General features: G+C 41.8%; 20 protein-coding genes. 8 read left to right on the top strand and 12 right to left on the bottom strand.

Going from position 1 to position 24,825, the window contains the following annotated elements:
* Positions 1-156 precede the first annotated feature (156 nt).
* Together gyrB and ppk1 are read left to right on the top strand one after the other, a co-directional pair.
* Positions 157-2,115 carry a DNA topoisomerase (ATP-hydrolyzing) subunit B gene (gene gyrB / locus F0145_RS16380; protein ID WP_150089867.1) on the top strand — a complete coding sequence of 653 codons (1,959 nt, stop codon included), beginning with the start codon at positions 157-159 and terminating at the stop codon, positions 2,113-2,115.
* Between the two features lie 196 nt (positions 2,116-2,311).
* The gene (gene ppk1 / locus F0145_RS16385; protein ID WP_150089869.1) at positions 2,312-4,411 is read left to right on the top strand and encodes a polyphosphate kinase 1; all 2,100 of its coding nucleotides are present in this window, start codon (positions 2,312-2,314) and stop codon (positions 4,409-4,411) included.
* Between the two features lie 60 nt (positions 4,412-4,471).
* Here the strand turns inward: ppk1 and F0145_RS16390 are convergent, their stop codons facing one another.
* The gene (locus F0145_RS16390) at positions 4,472-5,380 is read right to left on the bottom strand and encodes a Ppx/GppA phosphatase family protein (RefSeq protein WP_150089871.1); all 909 of its coding nucleotides are present in this window, start codon (positions 5,378-5,380) and stop codon (positions 4,472-4,474) included.
* 258 nt (positions 5,381-5,638) lie between these two features.
* Here F0145_RS16390 and F0145_RS16395 point away from each other — a divergent pair, with 258 nt between their 5' ends.
* Entirely contained in the window at positions 5,639-6,487 is an 849-nt protein-coding gene (locus tag F0145_RS16395) for a beta/alpha barrel domain-containing protein (RefSeq protein ID WP_150089873.1), read from the top strand.
* A gap of 5 nt (positions 6,488-6,492) precedes the next feature.
* On the top strand, positions 6,493-7,233 hold the full coding sequence (locus tag F0145_RS16400; RefSeq protein ID WP_150089875.1) for a (Fe-S)-binding protein: 741 nt from the start codon (positions 6,493-6,495) through the stop codon (positions 7,231-7,233).
* Positions 7,234-7,285: 52 nt separating this feature from the next.
* On the opposite strand, the gene F0145_RS16405 is transcribed toward F0145_RS16400, so the two are convergent.
* The 4 genes from F0145_RS16405 to F0145_RS16420 all read right to left on the bottom strand — a co-directional run bounded on the left by F0145_RS16405 (position 7,286) and on the right by F0145_RS16420 (position 11,470).
* Positions 7,286-7,579 (bottom strand): hypothetical protein, encoded by a 294-nt coding sequence (locus F0145_RS16405; RefSeq protein WP_150089877.1) that lies wholly within the window; start codon positions 7,577-7,579, stop codon positions 7,286-7,288.
* A gap of 181 nt (positions 7,580-7,760) precedes the next feature.
* Positions 7,761-8,642, bottom strand: coding sequence for a 4-hydroxy-tetrahydrodipicolinate synthase (dapA, locus tag F0145_RS16410; RefSeq protein WP_150089879.1), 882 nt, complete (start codon positions 8,640-8,642; stop codon positions 7,761-7,763).
* 83 nt (positions 8,643-8,725) lie between these two features.
* Complete coding sequence (ligA, locus tag F0145_RS16415) at positions 8,726-10,780, bottom strand: NAD-dependent DNA ligase LigA (RefSeq protein WP_150089881.1); 2,055 nt, start codon at positions 10,778-10,780, stop codon at positions 8,726-8,728.
* A 219-nt stretch (positions 10,781-10,999) separates the two neighbouring features.
* Positions 11,000-11,470, bottom strand: a complete 471-nt coding sequence (locus tag F0145_RS16420; protein ID WP_150089883.1) for a DUF4920 domain-containing protein — start codon at positions 11,468-11,470, stop codon at positions 11,000-11,002.
* Between the two features lie 473 nt (positions 11,471-11,943).
* Here F0145_RS16420 and F0145_RS16425 point away from each other — a divergent pair, with 473 nt between their 5' ends.
* Both F0145_RS16425 and F0145_RS16430 read left to right on the top strand, forming a co-directional pair.
* Positions 11,944-12,582, top strand: coding sequence for a cytochrome c oxidase subunit 3 (locus tag F0145_RS16425; RefSeq protein ID WP_150089885.1), 639 nt, complete (start codon positions 11,944-11,946; stop codon positions 12,580-12,582).
* Positions 12,583-12,980: 398 nt separating this feature from the next.
* Complete coding sequence (locus tag F0145_RS16430) at positions 12,981-13,463, top strand: GreA/GreB family elongation factor (protein ID WP_150089887.1); 483 nt, start codon at positions 12,981-12,983, stop codon at positions 13,461-13,463.
* Positions 13,464-13,595: 132 nt separating this feature from the next.
* Here F0145_RS16430 and F0145_RS16435 read toward each other — a convergent pair whose 3' ends face one another.
* Positions 13,596-14,030, bottom strand: a complete 435-nt coding sequence (locus F0145_RS16435) for a DUF2147 domain-containing protein (protein WP_150089889.1) — start codon at positions 14,028-14,030, stop codon at positions 13,596-13,598.
* Positions 14,031-14,543: 513 nt separating this feature from the next.
* Here F0145_RS16435 and F0145_RS26260 point away from each other — a divergent pair.
* Positions 14,544-14,702, top strand: a complete 159-nt coding sequence (locus F0145_RS26260; RefSeq protein WP_190277571.1) for a hypothetical protein — start codon at positions 14,544-14,546, stop codon at positions 14,700-14,702.
* A gap of 464 nt (positions 14,703-15,166) precedes the next feature.
* Here F0145_RS26260 and F0145_RS16440 read toward each other — a convergent pair whose 3' ends face one another.
* The 5 genes from F0145_RS16440 to F0145_RS16455 all read right to left on the bottom strand — a co-directional run bounded on the left by F0145_RS16440 (position 15,167) and on the right by F0145_RS16455 (position 22,937).
* Entirely contained in the window at positions 15,167-15,787 is a 621-nt protein-coding gene (locus F0145_RS16440) for a C40 family peptidase (RefSeq protein WP_150089891.1), read from the bottom strand.
* Between the two features lie 154 nt (positions 15,788-15,941).
* Positions 15,942-17,888, bottom strand: a complete 1,947-nt coding sequence (locus tag F0145_RS16445; protein WP_150089893.1) for a KUP/HAK/KT family potassium transporter — start codon at positions 17,886-17,888, stop codon at positions 15,942-15,944.
* 229 nt (positions 17,889-18,117) lie between these two features.
* Complete coding sequence (locus F0145_RS16450) at positions 18,118-18,738, bottom strand: FKBP-type peptidyl-prolyl cis-trans isomerase (protein WP_150089895.1); 621 nt, start codon at positions 18,736-18,738, stop codon at positions 18,118-18,120.
* A 460-nt stretch (positions 18,739-19,198) separates the two neighbouring features.
* On the bottom strand, positions 19,199-19,327 hold the full coding sequence (locus F0145_RS26855) for a hypothetical protein (protein WP_262719790.1): 129 nt from the start codon (positions 19,325-19,327) through the stop codon (positions 19,199-19,201).
* A 202-nt stretch (positions 19,328-19,529) separates the two neighbouring features.
* Positions 19,530-22,937 carry a methylmalonyl-CoA mutase family protein gene (locus F0145_RS16455; RefSeq protein ID WP_150089897.1) on the bottom strand — a complete coding sequence of 1,136 codons (3,408 nt, stop codon included), beginning with the start codon at positions 22,935-22,937 and terminating at the stop codon, positions 19,530-19,532.
* A gap of 525 nt (positions 22,938-23,462) precedes the next feature.
* Here F0145_RS16455 and F0145_RS16460 point away from each other — a divergent pair.
* Entirely contained in the window at positions 23,463-24,065 is a 603-nt protein-coding gene (locus tag F0145_RS16460; RefSeq protein WP_150089899.1) for a hypothetical protein, read from the top strand.
* 13 nt (positions 24,066-24,078) lie between these two features.
* Here F0145_RS16460 and F0145_RS16465 read toward each other — a convergent pair whose 3' ends face one another.
* On the bottom strand, positions 24,079-24,645 hold the full coding sequence (locus tag F0145_RS16465; protein ID WP_150089901.1) for a DUF1003 domain-containing protein: 567 nt from the start codon (positions 24,643-24,645) through the stop codon (positions 24,079-24,081).
* Between the last annotated feature and the right edge of the window lie 180 nt (positions 24,646-24,825).

Below are 24,825 nucleotides of genomic sequence, written 5' to 3' on the forward strand. Positions count from 1 at the left end.
TTTATGGTTATGAAAATTAAGGATTATTTAAAAAATTACCAGAATAATTAAAAATACTTACCTGTTTAGGGGTTTAAAACTGAACAATTTACTAGTTATAGCGGGGAAATTTACGTATCTTTACAAATTAAAATAAACCTGAGATTAGAACATTTCATGAGCGAAGTACAAGAGAAAAAAACGTCGAATTATTCAGCAGATAGCATACAGGTTTTAGAAGGTTTAGAAGCAGTTCGGAAGCGGCCTGCTATGTATATAGGTGACATTGGTATTAAAGGTTTGCACCATTTGGTGTGGGAGGTAGTAGATAATTCCATCGATGAAGCCTTGGCGGGCCATTGCGATACCATTAATGTAGCCATTAACCCCGATAACTCTGTAACTGTTTCTGATAATGGCCGTGGAATTCCCACCGACTTCCACCAGAAAGAAGGCCGGTCGGCTTTAGAAGTAGTAATGACGGTGCTGCACGCCGGCGGTAAATTCGATAAAGATAGTTATAAGGTTTCGGGTGGTTTGCACGGCGTAGGTGTATCGTGCGTAAATGCCTTGTCTACGGACCTGACAGTTACCGTTTACCGGAACGGTAAAATATACGATCAGGCTTATAAAATTGGTATACCACAATACCCGGTACGGGAAATTGGCGAAACGGAAAGCCACGGAACCACGGTGCAGTTTAAGCCCGACGATTCTATTTTTACCACTACCGAGTACAAATACGATACCATTGCCGGCCGTTTACGCGAATTATCTTTCCTGAACAAGGGCATTCGGATTAACCTGACCGATTTACGCGAGAAAAAATCTGATGGCACTTTCCTAAGCGAATCTTTTTATTCGGAGGGTGGCCTGAAAGAATTTGTTTCTTATTTGGAAGAAACCCGCGAAAACCTGATTCCGGAGCCTATTTACGTAGAAAGCGAAAAAAACAATATTCCCATAGAGATTGCCCTGCAATACAACTCTTCTTACACCGAGAATATTTTTTCTTATGTAAATAATATTAATACCATTGAAGGGGGTACTCACGTAGCCGGGTTTCGGCGGGCGCTTACCCGTACTTTAAAATCCTACGCCGAGCGTTCGGGTATGCTCGAAAAAGCCAAAGTAGAAATTCAGGGCGATGACTTCCGGGAAGGTTTAACGGCGGTTATTTCGGTTAAAGTGCAGGAGCCGCAGTTCGAAGGCCAAACCAAAACCAAGTTGGGTAACTCCGATGTAATGGGTGCCGTGGACATAGCCGTAGGCGAAATGCTCTCGGATTTCCTGGAAGAAAATCCGCGTGAAGCCAAAATTATTATTCAGAAAGTAATTTTAGCGGCCCAGGCCCGGCAAGCGGCGCGTAAAGCCCGCGAAATGGTGCAGCGCAAAAGCGTACTTTCGGGTACCGGCTTACCTGGTAAACTGGCCGACTGTTCCGAATCGGACCCGGCGCAATGCGAAATTTATTTGGTAGAGGGTGACTCAGCGGGTGGTTCGGCTAAGCAAGGCCGCGACCGTAAATTCCAGGCTATTCTGCCGTTGCGGGGTAAAATCCTGAACGTAGAAAAAGCCCAGGAACACCGCATTTACGAGAACGACGAGATTAAAAACATGATTACGGCCTTGGGGGTAAGTTTCGGTACTGCCGAAGACCATAAAGCCCTGAACATGGAAAAACTGCGTTACCACCGGGTAATTATTATGACCGATGCGGATATTGACGGTAGCCACATCCGGACCTTGATTCTGACGTTCTTCTTCCGGTATATGCGCGAGCTGATTGACAACGGTTATATTTATATAGCCTTGCCGCCGCTTTACCTGGTAAAAAAAGGAAAAGAAGAACGTTATTGCTGGACCGAACAAGAACGGGCCGATGCCATAAAAGAACTGGCTAAAGGCGGTAAAGAAGATTCGGTAGGTGTGCAGCGCTACAAAGGGTTAGGTGAAATGAACCCCGAGCAGCTTTGGACTACCACCATGCGGCCTGATACCCGCAGCTTAAAACAAGTAACCATTGAGTCAGCGGCAGAAGCGGATCACCTGTTCTCGATGCTGATGGGCGACGAAGTAGCCCCACGTCGGGATTTTATTGAAAGAAATGCAAAATACGCCCGCGTAGATGTATAAATAAACTTAAGCTTTCGTTATAAAAAAAGCTTGCCCTACCGGCAAGCTTTTTTTATAATATAATTAAATAAAGTTTGCACGTATAAAGGGTTAATTCGCATCTTTAAAACCTTAATTAATAAAATTTAGGTTACACCCCGGCGGGTTAATATTCTCGTGCAAAGCAAACCTAGAGCACCTAAATGGTGAAGCAACTATGGAATTAAATAAAATTTCGGATCAAATCAGAAGTAGTAGGTATATCAGCCGTGATCTAAGCTGGATTCGTTTTAATTACCGGGTTCTGGATCAGGCAAAAAACACCTCGCGGGGATTATTTGATGCCTTAAAATTTTTAGCCATTACTGCCTCTAACCTGGACGAGTTTTTCATGATTCGGGTAGGTAGCTTGTATAATTATATTGATTATGGTAAAGAACGGGTCGATTATTCGGGTTTGCGGGAGTTGCCTTTCCGGCGTAAGCTTTTAGAATTTGCCCATCGGCTGGTTAGTGATGTTTACCTGACTTACGAAGAATGGAAAATTCAATTTGAAGCCAACGGTTTAAGCATTTGTAAGATAGAAGATTTAACGGAAAGCGAGCAGCGGAAAGCCGGCCGATATTACATGAATACCATTTTTCCGATGCTCACGCCCATGGTGTACGATAATTACCACGGCTTCCCGTTGCTGATGAACCAGTCGTTAATATTTGGGGTAATTACCAAAAGTACCGATGAGGCAAAATCACAAAACCGGTTAACGTTTATTCAGGTACCACAAAATCTGGCGCGTTTTTTCGAAATACAGCGAAAAGATAAGCTGCTTTTTGTGCCCATTGAAGAAATTATCCGCTGGCAGATAGATACCCTGTTTAGAAATGTTGAAATCGTGTCGAATGACCTGTTTCGGATTACCCGTAACGGTGACTTTACCTTAGAAGAAAGCGACGATATTGACGCCGATTTTATTAACGAAATAAAGGTTAAGCTAAAAACCCGCAAAAAAGGGCGGGTGGTGCGCGTTGAAATTGAGCGGAACCCCTCAACAATGCTCCTGAAGGGATTAAAAGAACGTTGGAATATCGATAATGCCAATATTTTTGTTATCAATAATCTGCTGGATTTAAAAGGGCTGTGGCAGATAATTAAACATACCAATTTTAAAGATAAAATTACCCGGCAACCCCAGCCGGTTAATCCTATTGGTTTATCAGATTTAGAGCATCATGATTTGTTTGAGGTGCTTAAAACAAAAGATGTTTTACTGCATCATCCGTTTAACAGCATCGAGCCCGTAGTGCAGCTTCTGGAACATGCTGCCGAAGACCCCAACGTGCTGGCCATTAAACAAACCATTTACCGTCTGGCCGATCAATCGCGGGTAACGGCCGCTTTGCTAAAGGCGGCCGAAAACGGTAAACACGTATCGGTATTATTTGAGGTGAAAGCCCGGTTTGACGAAGAGCGCAATATTAAAGAAGGAGAGAAGCTGGAAAAAGCCGGCTGTTTTGTTATTTACGGCATAAGTAAATATAAAACGCACACCAAAATGCTCATGATAATCCGGAAGGAAGAAGACAAAGTAACGCGTTACGTGCACATTGGCAGTGGTAATTACAACGAGCAAACCAGCCGTTTATATACCGATATTAGTTTATTAACCACCGATGAAACCTATGCCCACGATGTATCGGAGTTTTTTAACGTTATCACCGGCCATTCTTTCCCGAACGATTACCAATATTTAATTACCGCCCCCAAAGATATGCGGCAGCAGATATTGGAACTCATCCGGACCGAAGCGCGGCATGCCCGCAAGGGGTTACCCAGTGGCATTATCATGAAAATGAATTCTTTGGAAGACAAGGAAATTATTGATGAGTTTTACCGGGCATCGAAGGCTGGCGTGCCTATAAAATTAATTGTGCGGGGTATTTGCTGTTTGCGGCCGCAGCGCGAAGATTTAAGCGAGAATATTTCGGTAACATCTATTGTGGGCGAATTTCTGGAACATACCCGTTTGTTTTACTTCCATAACAACGGCGAGCCTAAAGTGTACGGCGGCAGTGCCGATATGATGGTGCGCAGTTTCGACCGTCGCATTGAGGCGCTTTTCTTAATTGTAGATCAAAACATGAAGAAAGTAGCTATGAAAATATTGCAGTACAACCTGAAAGATAACCAGAATACCTACTTAATGCGGGAAGACGGGGCTTACATTAAAAAACGGGAACCGGACGAAAAACCCTTTAATATTCACCGCGAATTTTATACCATGCAAATTACACCCGACGAAAATATTGCGTTGTTTTAAAGATTATAAACTAATAAAAAAGAAGAGCGGCCTTATAAGCCGCTCTTCTTTTTTATTGGTTTATTTATTTTCAAAATCAGCATTAATGGGTTCAGATTTGGTGTAGTGCTTTTCGTACAATGCTTGTAAAATACCATCTTTTAAGCCCACCGTAGGTACCATCATACTTTCTATACGCGCCCATTTCATTGCCGATAAATAAATGCGGGCCGCCGGTACAATTACATCCGCTCGGTCTGGGTTCAGGAGCAGCACACTTAATTTCTCCTCCATGGTCAGGCTTTCTAATTGGTTCACAATTTCTTCAATCTGCTTCCGGAAAATAGGCTTACCCGCCATTTTACCGGCCATTTCGTAAATTTTATTAATATTACCGCCGGTGCCAATAGCTCTGGATACGTGGCATTTACGGGCGTTTTCTTTTACCCATTCTTTCATCGCCATCCAGATTTCGTCGTTCTTGCTACCCACTTGGTACCGGATAGAACCCATTTCAAAAGATTGGGAAGCTACTTTTTCGTGATCGATGTAAACATTAAACTCGGTACTGCCGCCGCCCACATCTATGTGCAGGTAATTTTTGTCGTCGAGCAGGTTATGAATAACTTTATTAATCAGTTCAGCTTCGGTTTGCCCGTCAATTACATTTATTTTCATGCCCAGCTGCTTATTTACCCTTTGAATAATTTCCGGGGCATTCTGGGCTTGCCGCATGGCCGAAGTAGCACAAATCATGTAATGGCTTACATCGTGTACTTCCATTAATAATTTAAGCGCGTGCAGAAATTTAGTAAACCTTACTTCCTTTTCCGTAGAAATAATACCGGTAGTAAATACATCTTCGCCAAATTTTATGGGATAGCGCAGGTATTCAACTCTTTTAAAAATATTACGTTCCTGGTGGTGCAATACACTCGAAATCTGGCATCTAACCGCATTAGAGCCAATATCAATAGCAGCTAATTTCAATCCGAATATTGTTTTATAATATTATACAATCCAAAGATAGTAGGTAGTGCGTTAAAATTGGGATTTTTTTACTGCTACTTCATTTTGCCGCTATTAGTTTTGCTTAAAACCGAATAAAAATATAAAAAATATAGTGGCTTCTTAATAAGTAAACTTTTCGTTCAAATACGGGATAAGAACTTGTTAACAGGCCGTAATAAGCCTTGGTACAAAATATTAAATAATATTTAGCTTAGTGTTTTTCGGTTATTTATTGCCATGATAAAATTAATAGAATGTCCGCGGGATGCTATGCAGGGTTGGCCCAACTATATTCCGGCCAGCGTTAAAGCTGCTTATTTGAATATTTTGCTACAAGTTGGTTTCGATACACTGGATTTCGGCAGTTTTGTTTCTCCCAAAGCCATTCCCCAGATGCAGGACACCGAAGCAGTTTTAGCCGAACTGGATTTAGAAAATAGCAAAACGAAATTATTAGCAATTGTGGCCAACCTGCGCGGGGCCGAAAAAGCTGCCAGTTTGCCCGAAATTACTTACCTGGGTTTTCCCTTGTCTTTATCCGAAACATTTCAGTTACGGAATACTAACCGAACAATAACACAGGCGTTTGAACTGCTGGCCCAAATGCAGGAACTTTGTAGCCGGCAAAACAAAATATTGGTGGTTTATTTATCAATGGGGTTTGGTAATCCGTACGCCGAGCCTTGGAATGCCAATATTGTCTTGGAATTTGTGCACCGCCTGGTACCGCTTGGCATAAAAATTATTTCTTTGGCCGATACGGTTGGCTTAGCCACACCAGCCAATATTTATTATTTGTTTTCCGAGTTAATACCCACTTTTCCGGACATTGCGTTTGGGGTACATTTGCACGCCCGGCCCGATAACTGGGAAGAAAAAATAAGCGCCGCCTATAACGCTGGCTGCTTTAGGTTTGATGGGGCTTTAAAAGGTTTTGGCGGCTGCCCTATGGCCAAAGACGATTTGGTGGGGAATGTGGCTACCGAAAATTTAATCCGGTACTTCCAAAATATTAATTTACCTTTGAAGTTAAATGAAAAAGCTTTGAATGCTGCTTTGGCGCAGGCAGCAGCCGTTTTTGTTTAAATCAGATGAAGAGAAAACCAGTTGTAGATATTTTTATTCCTTGCTTTGTAGACCAGTTATTTCCGGAAACCGGCCTGAATATGGTGAAAGTATTGGAAAAACTTAACTGTGAGGTGCGGTATAATCCCAACCAGACTTGCTGTGGCCAGCCGGCGTTTAATGCGGGCTTTATAGAAGAAAGTGGCCGCATTGCGCACAAATTTTTACAGGATTTTACCAACGATCAAACCAATTACGTTGTAGCGCCTTCGGCTTCCTGCGTGGGCATGATTCGGAACGCTTACCCCGATATTTTTATGTCTACGTCGGAGTTTGTAAACTACCGGAACCTGGAAAAAAAGGTGTTTGAGTTTAGCGAGTTTTTGGTAGATGTGTTGCAGGTTACCAAAGTGCCCGGCGCCCGGCTGGATGGTAAAATAACGTACCACGATTCGTGCAGTGCCTTACGCGAGTGCGGTATTAAAGCCGGTCCAAGAGCTTTACTGCAAAATGTAGCTGGCCTCGAACTGATTGAAATGGAAGATACCGAAACCTGTTGTGGTTTTGGTGGCACGTTTGCTGTAAAATTCGAGTCTATTTCGGTAGCTATGGCCCAGCAAAAAGTAGAAAATGCTCTGGCAACTGGTGCCAATTATATTGTATCGACAGATACAAGTTGTTTAATGCACCTGGAGGCTTATATGCGGCGCGAAAACATAAATTTAAAGGTAATGCACCTGGCCGATGTTTTAGCCCAGGGATTGTAAGGTAGCAGTGCCGGTGCTTGCAGCCAAAAAGAAGAAGCTTAACAAAGGCATCCTAACTGTGCACCAGCATATTCTTTGTCCGGTATTTTCGCTGGGAACGTAAATCTTTAATTTTTTGGTTAACCGGCAGCAGCGCCAGAAAACAGGATGCAGTAAGAATAAATGAAATAGCCGAAGCCATAACCAAAGCTTTATCCTGGTTTTCGTTAATCAGGTTTATACCACAAACAATCAGGCTAACCGCGGTAAAAAGCAGCCCAACTTTGATTAGTATATTTTTAACTAAAGTGAAATGGGAAAGCTTATTTTGACATTCGTTGTAAATTTCAAAGTAGGGTTTTGCCATTGTTTTTTGGAGTTTAGAAATACCTGGTTGCTAAAAGCTTTATTATTAAACGATTCAGTTAATAATATGGTATGCTAACCTACTAAATTTGGCAAAAAAATAAAAGTGCTACGTACAAATATTTAAAATAAAGTGCAATTATTTTAGTGCTTTATACGGGTTGCACAAAATAGTACAATTCTTATCGGGCTTCTGTTAGTTGAAGCAATCTGCTTAATTTATCTTTCAGGGCCGGAGAAGCAGTTACTAAGGGCAAACGGACAGCTGGGCCGCAAATCCCTAATAAATCCAAAACAGCTTTTATACCTACCGGATTACTTTCCTCGTACATGAGCGGGTTAAGTTCTACTAACTCAAATAATATTTTAGAAGCTTCGCTAAAATTGTGTTCTAAACCTAATCTTACCATCCGGCTAAACTTGCCGGGGAAGCCATTGGCCAAAACCGAGATAACCCCTTCGGCCCCAAAGGTAATCATGGGTAAGGTAAGCATGTCGTCGCCGCTAATCAGCATAAAGTCATCGGGTTTGTTTTTAGCAATGACCATGCATTGCTCCAGGTTGCCCGAGGCTTCTTTGGTGCCAATAATATTAGGGTGTTGGGCCAGGCGTAAGGTAGTTTCGGCGGAAATATTGCTGGCCGTGCGGCCGGGTACGTTATACAAAATTACCGGCACGGGGCAAGCATCGGCAATACGGGTATAATGCTGAAAAATGCCTTCCTGAGAAGGTTTGTTGTAGTAAGGCGAAACCGAAAGAATAGCACTGACACCGTCCAGGTTTAAGGTAGCAATTGCGTCTACTATTTCGTCGGTACAATTGCCACCGGCACCATAAACAAGCGGCACTCTATTATTTACCTGTTGTTTAACAAAAGCCAGAATTTCTTCTTTTTCGGTATTCTTGAGCGTAACCGATTCGGCAGTAGTGCCATTAATAACCAGGTAATCTACGCCCTCCGAAATGGTGTATTGCAGTAACCGGGACAGTCCTGCAAAATCTACTTTATGCTGGTTGGTAAAAGGCGTAACAAGTGCCACCCCCGTACCTCTTAAGTTATTCATGTGCTCCTTCTAAAAACAACAGGATATTTTTATTATTTTTTAGCCATCAAAAATAGGCAGACTATCCCGCAAATCAAAAGATATTATTTGGCCAAAAGTTCTATTAAGTCGTTTTCTGAAATTATTTTTATACCCAGTTCGGTGGCTTTTTCCAGTTTAGCCGGCCCCATTTTATCACCGGCTACCAAATACGATAATTTTTTCGAGATAGAACTTACCATTTTGCCGCCGTTTGCGGTTATTAAATCTTGTAATTCTTCGCGGCTGTGGTTTTCAAATACACCCGAAATAACAAAGCTAAAACCTGCTAAACGATCGCTTTGCGGAATTGTAGCGGCGGCTTTTTCCTGGCTGAACTGCAAACCAGCTGCCTGTAAACGCAGCAGCATGGCTTGGTTAGCCGGGTCCGAAAACCAGGCCAGAATAGATAAAGCTATCCGGTCGCCAATTTCGGGAACTTGAATTAGTTGCTCGTAAGAAGCTTGCTGCAAAGCTTCGATGCTAGCAAAATGCTGAACCAGTTTACGCGCCACGGTGCTGCCCACAAACCGGATACCCAAGGCAAATAAAACCCGGTCGAAAGGCGCTTCTTTCGATTTCTGGATGCCGGCCAAAATATTATCTACTGTTTTCTGCCCGAAACTGATGGTGCGGGTTTTGCCGGATTTTTCATCGGTATAAACCTTGCTTAAGCCAAATAATTGCTCGTGGGTTAAATCATAAAATTGGTCGGGGGTAGTTACCAATCCTTTCTCGAACAATAAATCTATTTTGCCTTCGCCCAAGCTCATGATATTAAGCGCGTTGCGGCTAATAAAATGTTCGAGTTTGCCTTTTATCTGGGGCGGACAACCTTTCTCGTTCGGGCAATAATGGTGCGCTTCGCCTTCGGTCCGGACTAATGGCGTGTTGCAGGCTGGACAGGTATCCAAGTATTGAATAGGCTGGCTATCGGGTAAGCGCTGCGATTTATCGACGCCGGTAATTTTGGGAATAATTTCGCCACCTTTTTCTACGTAAACAATATCTCCGGTATAAATATCGAGCCTTAATATTTCGTTGGCGTTGTGCAACGAGGCCCTTTTAACCGTGGTACCGGCCAGCAATACTGGGTTAAGCAAGGCAACCGGCGTAACCGCGCCCGTGCGCCCTACCTGGTACTGAATATCGCGGAGGCGGGTAGCGGCACTCATGGCTTTGTACTTGTAAGCAATGGCCCATCGGGGGCTTTTGGCCGTGTAACCAAGTTCTTCCTGCTGGTGAAAACTATTTACTTTTATAACAATGCCATCGGTGGCAATGGGGAGTTCAAAGCGATTATTTTCCCATAATTTTATATAAGCCAGTACTTCTTCCAGGGTACCGCATTTCTGGTAAGTATCAGATACATTAAAGCCCCATTTTTTTAAAGCAGCTAAAGCTTCGGCGTGGGTTTCGAAAGCCATAGGTGTGCTTAAAAAACCATAGGCGTAGCAACTGAGTTTCCGGCGTGCTACCTGACCGGAATCTTGTAATTTTAAAGTGCCGGAGGCAGCGTTGCGCGGATTGGCCAGCAACATTTCGCCAATATCTTCTCGTTCGGCATTGAGGGCCTCAAACACCGAAAACGGCATAAAAACTTCTCCCCTTACCTCAAACTCTGCCGGATAATCGTGGCCGTGTAATTTTAAGGGAATGGTTTTAATGGTGCGCACATTGGCGGTTATATCGTCGCCGCGGGTGCCGTCGCCGCGGGTAACGCCCCGCACCAGCTCGCCGTTTTGGTAAGTTAAGCTAATGGCTACACCGTCAAATTTCTGCTCGCAAACGTATTCGTAATCACCTTCCAGCACTTTTTGCACCCGGTTATGAAATTCGCGCAGTTCTTCCTCGGAGTATGTGTTGCCTAACGATAACATGGGATATTTGTGCACTACCGTCGGGAAATTCTTGGTAATACTGCCGCCAACCCGCTGGGTAGGAGAGTTGGGCGTTCGCAAATGCGAAAAATCCTTTTCTAGTTTATTTAGTTCTTCTAGCAGCATGTCAAACTCATAGTCTGACACCTCAGAAACGCTATATTGGTAGTACTGGTGGTTCAGGTGGTGGATTCGGGCACTCAGTTCGCTAATGCGGGCGGCCGCTTCTTGTTCGGTCATTTAAAGTAATTTTAACTGCCTAAAATTAAGGATATTTTCTAAAGCCGATAAACCTAAAGAGGTTTACAGTTGGGTGTATTGATAAAGGTTTTGCTAAGTAGCAGCTATTTAGTAGTTTAATATAATAACAACCGCTTAATAATTTCGGCTTTAAATAATCCCATCTGCTTACCTATTACAAGCATTTGAAAAATTATTTATAGTTTTGGTTAGGTTAAATTATTGAACCACCACCCCAGTGGCTGTAAAGGTGATGCTTTTTTGTGGTTGGGTAATGGCTTTTATTTCGGCTACTGATTTACCGGCATCTTGTGCATAATGTTGCTGATCGGCTACCGATATGCTTTTATTATACGCTACGCCGTTTAGCACTACGGTTTTGCCGGCAATATTTTTGGGCACAAAAAAGCCATAATCTTTAAACCGCACTTTCATTACCGTATTATCCGTCAGTTTTACATCCAGCCAGCAACCTTTGGCCTGGCAAACATCTACCACTTGTCCGGTTACTTTTACCGCTACCGAATCTTTCGTGCCCAGTACCTGTGGTAATTTTGTTGCGGCCAGACTATTTTTAGTAGCAAATGCTTCACCGTAAATAGGGGCTTGGCTGGTTTTAGTGGTTTGGCTTTGGCAATCAACCGAAAAGAAGCCCACCAACAGGACGAGCAATATTTTAAATTTATTCATAAGGTGCACGGTTATTAACTTCTAAAATACAAATTAAATAGGTTTTTACAGAATCCTGAGGCTAGTTTTAAGGGGTATAATTTTAAGCAAAATGCAAGTAAGCAGTAAATAATAAACCTTGGTTTTCGTTAACTAACTGATAAACAAAAGCGCTAAGCTGAGAAATACCCGTAGTAAAAATATTTATACAGGTTAACTACGGATGGATAGTAATAATACAGGAAAGTTCTGGTTTACTTTAAAAAGCACCTTATTTATGCTATATTAGTATTGATTTTTGTGTTAAGTCTCCTGATTAACACCCTGAGCTGCCGGGGTTTGAAAGAAATTATTTGCATTCCTAATTTTATAGGATAGATGTTAAACAATCTAAGGGTTTTAAAGTATAAAAAAGAGTAGGCCATATTATTAGCGCTGCATATTTACCGCCAGATGTATTTACGCAATAAAAGAATTTAGCTAGAGTTGTAAGCATGAATTTTGATAAAAAAAATAAGGTTGGGTCATCAAAGAAATCGGCATTTTCTAAGATAGAGAAAATACATCCTTTTGAAATGATGCTGTACCTGGCTATTATGGGGGTGGGGGTATTATTTCTGATGCTGGTGATTGCCTACTTACAAACCCGCACCTACGATAATGGCTTTTCCCAAATCAGAATGCCGAAATATTTTAGTTTAAGTACCATTCTGATGCTGCTCAGTAGCTATACCATTGCCAAAGCGGCCCGGTATTATAAAAAAGACAACCTGGCTAAGCTTAAAAAAACTTTTTTATACACCATGCTGCTGGGTATAAGTTTTATTTTGGTGCAGGTGGCCAGCTGGTACGAAATTTCCCAAAGCGGTATTAGTTTTAGTGGTTTAGCGGCCGGTACTTATATTTATCTTATTTCGGCCTTGCACGCAGTGCACTTAATTGCGGGCTTTTTATATTTATCGTACTTATATTTTAAAACGCAGCACGCCGCTGCCGAACCTATCCGGATGCTTTTGTATATCCGCAACCCTTACGTAAGGCAGCAAATAAAATTATTAAATACTTACTGGCATTTTATGGATGCCATGTGGGTGTTCCTGTTTTTGGTTTTTGTATTTACCTTAAAGCCCTGAGTATTTCTCACGTAAACAAAGCAGCATTAGCTAAAATCCGACTGCTCGTTAATTACAATATTTGTTCGTACTCGTTATAACTTTTATATGTTACGGGTTCTCCTTTAATTTTTTATATTGTAAATACCTGCATTTTTTTCCAATGCAGTTGAACCGACCCCAACCAACCAAAGACAATATTTTATTAAAATTACAGCATACTGCTATTCTGACTGGTGTTCTTCAATAGCAAAGTATTTGTCTTTTCTAAACATTATCTTAAGTATTTGGTTAAATATTAGCTAAAAAATCAATATCTTGATATAGCTTTTGATTTTTACTATTTGGTAACCTATTTCTCTCTTTTTCGAATAAGGAAATCTTTTCTACTAAACCTAGTATTCAAAATTAAGTCCGATATGACTCCTGAAACCACTACTAAACCTGCTACAAACTTACTCCTGAAGCAACAATTATTAGCGGAATGCCTGCGCATCCAAAACTCAGTTATTCAAACGGCCAAGAGTGCCATGGATGAAGCCCAGCAAAGCGCTAATGAACACCAGGGAGCGTTAGAAGATAAGTTTGAGTCTTTCCGGGAAGCCTGCCAAATTCAGCGCGACATGTTTGCCAAACAACTGGATGAGGCCATAATCAGCTTATCTGTATTGAAGCGGATTGTAGCTACCAAAGAAAATAAACACATTATGCTGGGCAGTATTGTAATCACCAGCCTTCAGAAATATTTTATTTCAATTAGTTTAGGCGAAATTACGGTAAACGGCGAGAAATACTTTGCCATTTCGGCCATGTCGCCGTTGTTTAAAGCCATGGTCGGCAAATCTGAAGGGGAGGAGTTTACTTTCCGCGATAACACTTACCGTATAGAAAGCATATTTTAGTCTTATTCTAAATCTGGCAAGCCACAGCCCAGCTTAGTAACACTAAGCTGGGCTGTGGCTATTTATAGCAGGTTGAGTTAAGATAAGTTGCTATAAATATATTTTATCGGGTTTCGTTGAAATACTAAATACTTATTCAACTCTGGTCCAGATTTGGGAACGGCCAACCAGCGCTATGCCAATATACCCTTTTACTTCCAGTTTATCTTTGTCCAGAATTTTCATATAACAAGAGTAAGTTTTACCGCTCTGCGGATCGTAAATGGAGCCATTATCCCACTTGTTTCCGCCTACGTAGCCAAAGTTCTTGAGAAAAACCATGCCCAAGATAGGCTGGCTGCGTTTTGTCTCATCCGGATTTTTACTATCTACTTTGGGTTTACCTTGTAGCAGCGGCTCTTTTAGCCAAATAATTTTACCGCATAATTTTTCACCGCATTTATAAATCTGAAACCGGGCTTCTTTATTTGCATTGGTCCAAATACCCAAGGCTGGTTCGTTATTTTGCTGGGCCTGAACAGAGAGAAAAACGAGTAAAAAGCATATAAAAGATGCAATTAATTTCATGAGGAAATTAGTTTAGGTAAAAACAAATTAAATAAAGCTGTTTACTCTCAAAACTCAATAAAGGTATGCTGCTGTCATAAAAATTATGGTTTAGCGGGCGTAAAATAAGCTAAAAACCAAGCCGAAAAAATTACAATTATTACGGGCTTTATAAAATTAATTAAATATTCCGGTAAATTGAAACAGACTGGCATAAACAATATCGGCTATTGAGAGCAAACCCGCAAGCAGACATTTACGGATTACTAGTACATGTGAAAATCTTTAGCCTAACCTATTCATAAAAGAATAATTCTAAATCAGTAATGCTGCTACTTTGTATTAAGGGTATTTTTTTTTCGCTTACGGGTATTTGGCCATTTATTCATTTAAAAGGCTTTTTGTGGATTACTGGCCCTAAAAAATAGGAGCAGTCTTGATTATGGCAATAGGACTTACCTGTTTGGTGGCGGATTTCCGGTGGGAGTTTAATGCTGCCTGTTTACCTTGGCCTTAAGCAGCGATTTAGGGTTAATGGCTACAGCTGTTTATTATACCAAGTACGATATAATTGGGGATGTGTATTTATTAGATGCTGCCGCCGAAGCCAGACTTTTATTAACCCAGACGGTTACTTTTTTAAGCATAAAAATTATTTTACAAAGCATTAATAGTCAATATTTTATATTTTAAAAATACTATTAACTATGAAGATGTAAATTCATAAATGCCTTGTTTTTAACGCATAACGCTGTTTTTAAAGTAATTAGAAAAAAATATAAAAAATAGTGCAATTATTTTTGAACCTTAAGGTTTAATTTTTACTTTAGTAAATAGTAGCGAGTGCTACAGCTTACCGGCTGAATCCATAAGGTGCTTGGAGCCCCCTGTAAGAGATGTTGAACGTAAAGAAAGGAGGTCTAAATGTCTAGTCCGAAACAAATTTTGTCAAGCCTGAATCATGTTGTACCTTCAACTGGTTTAAAGTTTTAAATCAGGTTTTTGCCTGATAGACAAAACTCAACCTGGTTCTTTAGATCTTATTTTTTAAGATTGCCGGTCTGCAAAACAGATTGGTGGCTTGGTAAGATTTTTAGGATTTATTACCTGATTGCTGTGCTGGCGTATCTACCGGCTGGCAATCAGGTATTTTCTTTTTATAGCACTCTTCTTACTTGTAAAAATCGCTTTTCGTAGCCCGTACTATCTACCTTGCTTATTTTTACGCCTCCCTGGCGCGTTGCAGAAGAGGCATGCACAAATTCTACGGGTTGGCCGGGTTCCGTAATAACAACCCCCACGTGTCCTGGCGTAGTATCATTTTCGTCGGTTCCGGTAAAAACAATTAAGTCGCCCTTCCGGGCTTCAGTTAAAGGTACTTCTTTCCCTTCCTGCATCAGCATAGCCGATGAATGCGGTAATTTTATGCCGTATTTTTGATAAATGTGGTAAACAAAACCGGAACAATCGAAACCCTCGCAGGTAATACCGGCTGGTAAGTAAGGCGTACCAATTAAGCTCAAGCCATAACTTACAATGCTATCGGCCAGCAAAGCTTGTGTTATTGGCAATTTGGCCGGTTGTTTTTTCTGTTTAAATATCCGCGAAAAAAAATCACCACTTTTCTCTGGGTCAATTCCGCCGTTCCGGCTGCTATCAGAATAAGTTTGCGGCATCTCGGAAGCCAGGTTCTCGTGCCGGATATTTTCTTTGTTCCAGAGGCCGTAGGCCAGTAAAAGTACTATTAGGCTGCCAAATATAATCCAGGCTAATTTCATTCTTATATATTTATAAAGCTTTTTCTGTTTTATGCTAAGCTGTTTATACGTATAAAATACAAGTTTAGCCGGAATATACGGAGCCGGATTGCGCGCAGGGGTATAAAAAAAATCCTGAAATATTACTTTCAGGATTTCTCGCCATATTTTAAAATTATTCTATTCGCTGCAAATCTACTTCCCGCACGGGCCTAATAATAAGCGGTACTTTTTCTACTTTAACCGAACTGGTATCGAGGCCAAACCACTTATCTTCGGAAGGGGTATATTCTTTTATATAGAAATAAGCTTCCATAATCAGTTTCTCCAGGAAGGGCAAATCATTTTCTAGTGATAAGAATTTCTCCAGTACCACAAACCGGAAATCGCCGATAACGTTGGCTTTATTTAAAGAATCGTACCGGCTGGTTATATCCACTTCTTTATTTTTAACCAGGTTCTCAATAACTTTCCGGAAAAATAAATTAATGCGTTGTTCTACCCGGAACCCTAACCGAAAATCAATCCGGATTACATCGTTCTGGGCCAAGTGGTGCACCTTGTATTCCATGGTGTGAGGTTCGTCTACCGTATCAACGTGCACAAACCAGTAAATATCGGCCCGCTTGGGTCTTTTCTGAAATATCGAATAAATAATCTTCGATTCTATTTCGCTCTTGCGCTCCGCACTGGTCATAAAAATGAGGTGCGTCGAATATTTTGGAATAGAATTATCCTCGCTGAGTTCTTTTAAAAACTCTACATAATCTTTTAGTTTTACGTACTCGGTTAAGCGCCGTTTAATGAAAAAGGCCCGCAACCAAATATACATTACCGAAATTAAAGCTAAACCTAAAGCCACCGAAACCCAACCACCGTGCGGAAATTTAATAAGATTAGCTACCAGAAATGATATTTCGATGCTCAGGTACACTGCTAAAAACGAGAATACGGCCAGCTTCGAAAACTTTTTCAGGTAAAGGTAATAACTCAGCAAAATGGTTGTGGCCAACATGGTAATGGTAATAGATAAGCCGTAAGCCGCTTCCATATTAGCCGATTCGCGGAAATAGAGCACCACCACCACGCAGCCCAGCCACAGCAGCCGATTAATACTGGGTACATACAATTGCCCTTTAACATTGGTAGGGTAAATAAGCCGCACTTTGGGCCACATATTCAGCCGGATGGCTTCGCTGATTAAGGTGAAAGAGCCCGTAATTAAGGCCTGGCTGGCAATGATGGCCGCAATAGTAGCTATGGTAATGCCAATAAATAAAAACCACTCCGGCATAATTGCATAAAACGGGTTGTTATTTTCGGCTAGCGTATCGCCCACGTGCAGGGTAAGCCAGGCACCTTGGCCAAAATAATTAAGCAGCAAACAGGTTTTTACAAAAATCCAGCTAATGCGAATATTGCCCCGGCCGCAATGGCCCAGGTCCGAATACAAAGCTTCGGCACCAGTTGTACACAGAAAAACGGCTCCCAGCAACCAAAAGCCACCCGGGAAATTGTACAGCAACTGGTAAGCGTAATACGGATTTATTGCTTTTAATACTTCCGGGTGGTGCAGAATATTTATGAAGCCCAGCGTACCCAGCATTAAAAACCAAACCAGCATAATGGGGCCGAAGGTTTTACCAACAATTTGAGTACCAAAACTCTGGAGTAAAAACAGCACCGTTAAAATTCCTATAACAATAGGCACCGTAGGAATATCGGGGTATAGCAAGCGTAAACCTTCAACGGCCGAAGAAACCGAAATAGGCGGGGTAATAATGCCATCGGCCAGCAAAGCGCTACCCCCAATAATTGCCGGTATGGTTAGCCATTTGGCTTTACGCCGGACCAACGTATAAAGCGAAAAAATGCCGCCTTCACCTTTGTTATCGGCTCGTAAAGTTAAAATTACGTACTTGAAGGTGGTTTGCAGCGTTAAGGTCCAGAAAATACAGGATATTCCGCCGTAAATAAGATCTAAGTTTATGATTTTGCCTCCTCCCAGAATAATGGCTTTCATTACGTAAAGCGGAGAAGTGCCTATATCGCCGTAAATAATGCCTAACGATATAAGTAAACCGGCGGTAGAAACCCGGTGTGCAGTTTGATTACCTGACATTTAAAATTTAAAAAATTTCGCCAAAGGTATAACAGAAATATTGATTTAGGTATGTTTAAGCTATTAAATCTTACCGGTTAATACTATTAAATGAATGGTGGATAAATTAGGTGCTAACTAATGTAAAATAGCGTTTTGCAGAAATAATATACCGGCACAAAACAAAAGAGCAAAAGCAGGTTAAAGGTGCTTTTGCTCTTTGGGGTAATTATATTTTAGGTTTAAACTATTAATTAACCGATAATAATTCTACGTCGAATATAAGGGTCGCATTCGGGCCAATATCGTCGCCGGCACCCTGGGCACCATAAGCCAGGTTAGAAGGTAAAAACAAGCGCCATTTGGCACCTTCCTGCATTTGCATCAGCGCTTCCGTCCAGCCCGAGATTACCCCATTTACGGGGAATGTAGCCGGCTGGCCTCTTTCGTACGAGCTGTCGAATACGGTGCCATCAATTAAGGTACCGTGGTAATGTGTAGTAACTTTATCGGTGCGGCCGGGTGTTTTGCCGGTGCCTTCGCGCAATACCATATATTGTAAACCACTCGGTAAAGTAACTACGCCTTCGCGGTTTTTATTTTCGGCCAGAAAAGCTTCGCCTTCCTGTTGGTTAATTTCACCTTCCCGGCTGTGCGTAGATGCCTGCCGCGATTGCATTAATTGCTGCAATTCCATCATGGCCTCCTGCACTTCGTCCTGGTTCAGTTCCGATTTGGTGCCACTCATGGCTTCTTTCATCCCCTGAATAAATATATCCGGATTTATTTCAAGTCCTTGCTTTTGGAAATTAGCAGCCATGTCGCGACCAATAATATAACTGATGCGATCTTTAAGGTTCTTTGTTCTCATAGTTTTGGTAAAAAAATAATGTTTGTGTTTTCTGAATCGGCGCCAATATAGAGTAAATAATTAAATCCTGGCCCAGTTGTTCAACGCAAAGGATTAATTGAAGTTGTACTGCAATCTGGCAAGATGATAATCCAGCATATTAAAATTGATTATTCAGGATGTTAAGTATTGATGTAAATTATGTATTGTTAATATCTGATTATTAGTGCCTTAATAACTGAAAATATATTTAAGTATTTAGAGAATATTCAACTTACAAATTGGAATCTCTGCTAAAACGTTGTTGCATTTTGAGCCTTTATCTTTACTGTTATTTAAATAGTGAATTAATTATTAAGCATGCCAGGAACAATATTTTTTCCGTAAACACGAAAGAAGAGGTTAGCTTGAGTTACCTCGTAAAAAAGCGAGGACCACTTTCATGCTGAAAGTGGCCCTCGCCTTTTAATAATGGTGTATTTTACAAATAAAGATGAATTTCTTCATCCGCAAAATTTAATTGTATGTCTTCGGGGGTTATCCAAACTTTTACCAGATAACCTAAGGTACCTAAAACCAGCAGGGAGGATAGTGTAGTATATTTTTTCATAAAAGCAGCGATTTAACTGTTACTAATATAACGAAAAAAACTGCTACTTGTTGAATTATGATGTTATCAATTTGTTAATTTCGAAATAATTGAATAGCTAAACGGGTTTATTTAAAGTTTTACTAAGAATAAGCTAAACACTTGAAATATTGTAGCTTATAAGCCAGCCTCAAGTACTGCTTTAAGTGAGTTTACCTTGAGTTTACATATTCCGCCGGTATTGCCCGCCCACTTGAAATAAGGCATGCGTGATCTGGCCGAGCGAGCAGCATTTTACCGTTTCCATTAATTCTGCAAAAATATTGCCATTGGTAATAGCAACTTGTTTTAACCGTTTTAAAACGGCTTCCTGCTCATCGGCGTGCTGTTGGTGTAACTGGTGCAGCATTTTAATCTGGTATTGCTTTTCTTCTTCGGTAGCTCTAATTACTTCGGCCGGAATAACGGTAGGAGAGCCTTTGCTGCTCAAAAAAGTATTAACGCCTATTATCGGGTATTCGCCGGTATGTTTCAGGGTTTCGTAATAAAGGCTTTCTTCCTGTATTTTGCCGCGTTGGTACATGGTTTCCATGGCGCCTAATACGCCGCCCCGTTCCGAAATTCTATCAAACTCCAGCAGTACGGCTTCTTCTACCAAGTCGGTTAGTTCTTCAATTATAAACGAGCCTTGCAGCGGGTTTTCGTTTTTAGCCAAACCCAGTTCCCGGTTAATAATTAACTGAATAGCCATGGCCCGGCGCACCGATTCCTCGGTAGGTGTAGTTATGGCTTCGTCGTAAGCATTGGTGTGTAAAGAGTTGCAGTTGTCGTAAATGGCGTAAAGGGCCTGCAACGTTGTCCGGATGTCGTTAAAATCTATTTCCTGGGCATGGAGCGAGCGACCGGAGGTTTGAATGTGATATTTAAGCATTTGCGACCGTGCGTTGGCGCCGTATTTCAGTTTCATGGCTTTGGCCCAAATACGCCGTGCTACGCGCCCGATTACCGCATATTCCGGATCAATACCGTTGGAGAAGAAAAACGATAGGTTAGGGGCAAAGGCATTAATATCCATGCCCCGGCTCACATAATATTCTACAAAAGTAAAGCCATTAGCCAAGGTAAAAGCTAGTTGGGAAATAGGGTTGGCGCCGGCCTCGGCAATGTGGTAACCCGAAATAGAAACCGAGTAGAAATTCCGGACGTTTTGATCGATGAAATATTGCTGCACATCGCCCATGAGCCGCAACGAAAACTCCGTACTGAATATACAGGTATTTTGGGCCTGGTCTTCTTTCAGAATATCAGCCTGAACGGTACCACGTACCGCAGCTAACGTTTTGGCTTTTATTTCCTGGTAAATGGCGGGCGGTAAAACCTGATCGCCGGTTACACCCAGCAGCATTAAGCCCAAACCATTATTTCCTGCGGGTAATTCGCCTTGGTAGTGCGGCCGCTCCTGGTTTTTAGCCCGGAATATTTCGTCTATTTTTTTATGAATATCTTCTTCTAACCCGTTCTGTTTAATATACAATTCGCACTGCTGATCAATGGCGGCATTCATGAAAAAAGCGGTTAGAATAGCCGCCGGGCCATTAATGGTCATGGAAACAGAAGTGAGCGGATCGGCAAGGTTAAAACCTGAGTAAAGTTTCTTAGCATCATCTAAGCAGCAAACCGAAACGCCCGAGTTGCCAATTTTGCCGTAAATATCGGGCCGGTGATCCGGGTCTTCGCCGTAAAGAGTAACCGAATCGAAAGCAGTTGATAAGCGCTTGGCCGGCATGGCTAAACTTACGTAATGGAAACGGCGGTTGGTGCGTTCAGGGCCGCCTTCGCCGGCAAACATCCGGGTTGGGTCTTCGCCTTCGCGCTTAAACGGGAATACGCCAGCCGTATACGGAAATTCGCCGGGAACATTTTCTTGCAGGTTCCACTTCAATAGATCACCCCAAGCCTGGTAGCGGGGCAGGGCTATTTTAGGAATATCGAGTTGCGACAGCGAACGGGTATGGGTTTTAATCTTCAGTTCTTTATCGCGCACCCGGAATACAAAATAATCGTCCTGGTAAGCTTTTACTTTATCGGGCCATTTTTCCAATAATTTTCTATTTTGCCCATCTAGTTGTAAGCTTTGTTCGTGGTAAGCTTCCTCTAATTGCTTTAGCAGTTGTTCCTTGTTTTCCAGCGGGAGCCCGTTAATGGCTTCTTTCGATTTTTTTAGTCCGTAAAGGCGTTGAGCAATTTCCGCCTGGGCTTTTACCCATTTATCGTAGTTCCGGTTGGTTTCCGATATTTCAGATAAGTAGCGGGTGCGGCTGGGCGGTATAATGTATAATTTTTCAGATTGTTCTGTTGAAGCCAGAATATTAGATTCGAAATTCAGATTATTTTTTTCGCTTAATATTTTTAGCGTAGCCCGGTAAAGCTGGTTCATGCCGGGGTCGTTGAACTGAGAAGCAATGGTGCCAAAAACTGGAATTTCTTCGTCGGGTGTTTCCCAGAGTTGGTGGTTGCGCTTATATTGTTTTTTTACATCGCGCAACGCATCTAAGGCCCCACGCTTGTCAAATTTATTTAAGGCAATAATATCGGCAAAGTCCAGCATGTCAATTTTTTCGAGCTGGGTAGCCGCGCCGTATTCCGGCGTCATCACGTACAAACTTAAATCCGAGTGTTCTACAATTTCGGTATCAGACTGACCTATACCGGAGGTTTCTAATATTATTAAATCAAAATTGGCCAATTTTACAATATCTACCGCATCTTGCACGTACCGCGATAAAGCTAAATTCGATTGCCGGGTAGCCAGCGAACGCATATACACCCGCTCGTTGCTAATGGCGTTCATTCGGATGCGATCGCCGAGCAAGGCGCCTCCGGTTTTGCGTTTCGAGGGGTCCACCGAAATAATGGCTACCGTTTTCTCCGGAAAATCGTGTAAAAACCGCCGTACCAGTTCATCTACCAACGACGATTTACCTGAACCGCCCGTACCGGTTATACCCAGGACGGGAGTTGTTCGTTGTTCGTTATTCGTTAATCGTTGGTCGATATTGTTTATTAGTTGGGCTTTAATCGCTTCGTAATCTTCCGGGAAATTCTCAGCTGCGGATATTAAGCGGGCAATTGCTTTTGCCTCTTTTTGCTGCAAATAATTTACTTCGCCATTCAGGTTTTTGCCGGTCGGGAAATCGCATTGCTGCAGCATGTCGTTAATCATGCCTTGTAATCCCATGGCCCGGCCATCATCCGGCGAGTAAATGCGCGTAATGCCGTAAGCTTGCAATTCAGCAATTTCGGAAGGTAATATTACGCCGCCGCCACCGCCAAATATTTTTATGTGGCCGCAGCCGCGTTGCTGCAACAGATCGTGCATGTATTTAAAAAATTCGAGGTGCCCGCCCTGGTACGAAGTAATGGCTATGGCCTGTACGTCTTCCTGTATGGCACAATCCACAATCTCCTGCACCGAACGGTTATGGCCCAAATGAATTACCTCCGCCCCGGAAGCCTGAATAATGCGGCGCATAATATTAATGGCGGCATCGTGCCCATCGAACAAAGAAGCAGCCGTTACAATACGAATTTGGTTTTGGGGTTTGTAGACCTCGGTTTTAGTTGTTTGCATACAGGAAAACAGGGTAAATACTTATTCGGGCGAAGATAACTAAAAATATCAGCACCTATTTTTATCTAAACGCACCTGCCCGAATTTTGATTATGCTGTTTATATAAATAGCTTATTTACTGTTTTATTTCGGTTTAGCTACCCTCAACTAATATTTTACAGGCATTGGAAAAGAAAAAATATTTATGTAAATTAATTTCTGAATTATTAAGAACTGCCATTACGCAAAAGTTTAAATAATAGAAGGTTAAATAGATATTTCTGTCATTCAGGAGGAAACTTGTTAGCAAATCACGAACAAGTTTCCTCCTGAATGACAGATGTAGGCTTCAAAGACTTATAGAAAGTACACAATTTAAATTTTGCGTAACAGCAGTTAAATATTAAAAGCTAATTAATAAGCATTTAGCCGCTGAAGGCTTAAGTATTTGAAAATATTTACCCTTGGTTTACCGGTTAAATTAAGTATTTAATGCCGGTGATTTTTGCTGCTTACTTGATTTTCTAAAACGTAAATATTAAATCATGGCGGTACCAGTTCCTGCTGCAAAACCCCGGCTCTCTTCGGGCCAGTTACAAAACCTGATTACGGGTTTTCAAATAGATCGTGAAAAGCATCCTTTAGTGGTTGTGGGCATCCGGGGATATTACCTAAATACGCTGGGAAAGCCCGGCGAAAACGACAGGGGCATTTACGACGATGCCCTGTTTATCGATTCGCCGTTTGTAACGGCTTCTTTTAACGCTAATACTGATCCTTCGGTGTTCCGGAAAGGTATTGGCAAGCAGGATCGCAAAGGAATAGCGCGCCTTAAACCAGGTTTATGGCTGGCCCATTCTTTTGGTTTGCACAAAAATAAATACATGGCTTTAATTCAGTGCATGGGGCAAGTAACGGTAATCCGCGATGGCAACCCCGATTATGAAGATACCGGCAGCTTTGGTATTAATATTCATAAAGGCGGCTACAATACTACTTCCAGTTTAGGGTGCCAAACCATTCATCCGGCCCAATGGGAAAGCTTTATTAACTTAGCCAAAGACCAAGCAGTAAGATTGTTCCGGAGTAAATGGAATAAAAACTGTATTCCGTATATATTAATGGAAAATACCGGCCAGCTTGTTTAGTTAACTCCTGTTATTAACTCTCGGCTTTAAAATTTTCTTTTGTATTTTCCTCCCGTTTTGCCATGGTATCGAGCACTTTTTCGGGGTGCACATCTTCGGCTAGTTCATCAATTTCCGGGTCGGCTGATTCCGGAATTTCCATTTTTTGCGCAATTGCCCGTATCAAAGTTATTAGCCGGGTAATTTCGTGTTCCGACAACAAGCTAACTTGTAAATCCAAATCGGCGCGTTTATCGGCTTGGGCGGCCATCCGGTTCTGGCTAATTAAAACAAACGTCGATAAAAATATTGCCTCCACCGAAGCAAACATGGCCAGAACTACGAAGGAGGGATCGAATGGTTTAAGGCTTACCCAGCCCAAGTTAATAATTATCCAGGAGCCAAACAGCACCAGGTGAATGTATACAAAAGCCATGCTGCCGGTAAATCGGGTAACGGTATCGGCAATGCGGGTTTCTAATTTTCGGTTTTTATCTTCTTGCTGCTGTCTGTCTAATAATGCCTGAATATTGCGTTCTACAATCTGCGCCATGCGCGGCGAAGAAGCAGGGCGTTGGGATGATTGTGATTGATTCTTCATAAAAATTTATTTGGGAATTATACGAAGCCGACTAATCTGTGATCAACCGAAAACATAATTTTGAGAATCTATTTTACACGGAATAATTTGCAGAAAGCGATCTTGGGATTAAGTATTCTGATCCAAAGGCACTAATATTTTCAAAAAAAATAATCAGGCAGGGGAATTTCGCCGCTTTAT

The organism is Adhaeribacter rhizoryzae (assembly GCF_008629685.1).
GTDB lineage: Bacteria > Bacteroidota > Bacteroidia > Cytophagales > Hymenobacteraceae > Adhaeribacter > Adhaeribacter rhizoryzae.

Excerpts from the sequence above, each read along its gene's own strand:
- gyrB (WP_150089867.1), top strand. The coding sequence starts at position 157 with ATGAGCGAAGTACAAGAGAAAAAAACGTCGAATTATTCAGCAGATAGC.
- ppk1 (WP_150089869.1), top strand. The coding sequence starts at position 2,312 with ATGGAATTAAATAAAATTTCGGATCAAATCAGAAGTAGTAGGTATATC.
- F0145_RS16395 (WP_150089873.1), top strand. The coding sequence starts at position 5,639 with ATGATAAAATTAATAGAATGTCCGCGGGATGCTATGCAGGGTTGGCCC.
- F0145_RS16400 (WP_150089875.1), top strand. The coding sequence starts at position 6,493 with ATGAAGAGAAAACCAGTTGTAGATATTTTTATTCCTTGCTTTGTAGAC.
- F0145_RS16405 (WP_150089877.1), bottom strand. The coding sequence starts at position 7,579 with ATGGCAAAACCCTACTTTGAAATTTACAACGAATGTCAAAATAAGCTT.
- dapA (WP_150089879.1), bottom strand. The coding sequence starts at position 8,642 with ATGAATAACTTAAGAGGTACGGGGGTGGCACTTGTTACGCCTTTTACC.
- ligA (WP_150089881.1), bottom strand. The coding sequence starts at position 10,780 with ATGACCGAACAAGAAGCGGCCGCCCGCATTAGCGAACTGAGTGCCCGA.
- F0145_RS16420 (WP_150089883.1), bottom strand. The coding sequence starts at position 11,470 with ATGAATAAATTTAAAATATTGCTCGTCCTGTTGGTGGGCTTCTTTTCG.
- F0145_RS16425 (WP_150089885.1), top strand. The coding sequence starts at position 11,944 with ATGAATTTTGATAAAAAAAATAAGGTTGGGTCATCAAAGAAATCGGCA.
- F0145_RS16430 (WP_150089887.1), top strand. The coding sequence starts at position 12,981 with ATGACTCCTGAAACCACTACTAAACCTGCTACAAACTTACTCCTGAAG.
- F0145_RS16435 (WP_150089889.1), bottom strand. The coding sequence starts at position 14,030 with ATGAAATTAATTGCATCTTTTATATGCTTTTTACTCGTTTTTCTCTCT.
- F0145_RS26260 (WP_190277571.1), top strand. The coding sequence starts at position 14,544 with ATGGCTACAGCTGTTTATTATACCAAGTACGATATAATTGGGGATGTG.
- F0145_RS16440 (WP_150089891.1), bottom strand. The coding sequence starts at position 15,787 with ATGAAATTAGCCTGGATTATATTTGGCAGCCTAATAGTACTTTTACTG.
- F0145_RS16445 (WP_150089893.1), bottom strand. The coding sequence starts at position 17,888 with ATGTCAGGTAATCAAACTGCACACCGGGTTTCTACCGCCGGTTTACTT.
- F0145_RS16450 (WP_150089895.1), bottom strand. The coding sequence starts at position 18,738 with ATGAGAACAAAGAACCTTAAAGATCGCATCAGTTATATTATTGGTCGC.
- F0145_RS26855 (WP_262719790.1), bottom strand. The coding sequence starts at position 19,327 with ATGAAAAAATATACTACACTATCCTCCCTGCTGGTTTTAGGTACCTTA.
- F0145_RS16455 (WP_150089897.1), bottom strand. The coding sequence starts at position 22,937 with ATGCAAACAACTAAAACCGAGGTCTACAAACCCCAAAACCAAATTCGT.
- F0145_RS16460 (WP_150089899.1), top strand. The coding sequence starts at position 23,463 with ATGGCGGTACCAGTTCCTGCTGCAAAACCCCGGCTCTCTTCGGGCCAG.
- F0145_RS16465 (WP_150089901.1), bottom strand. The coding sequence starts at position 24,645 with ATGAAGAATCAATCACAATCATCCCAACGCCCTGCTTCTTCGCCGCGC.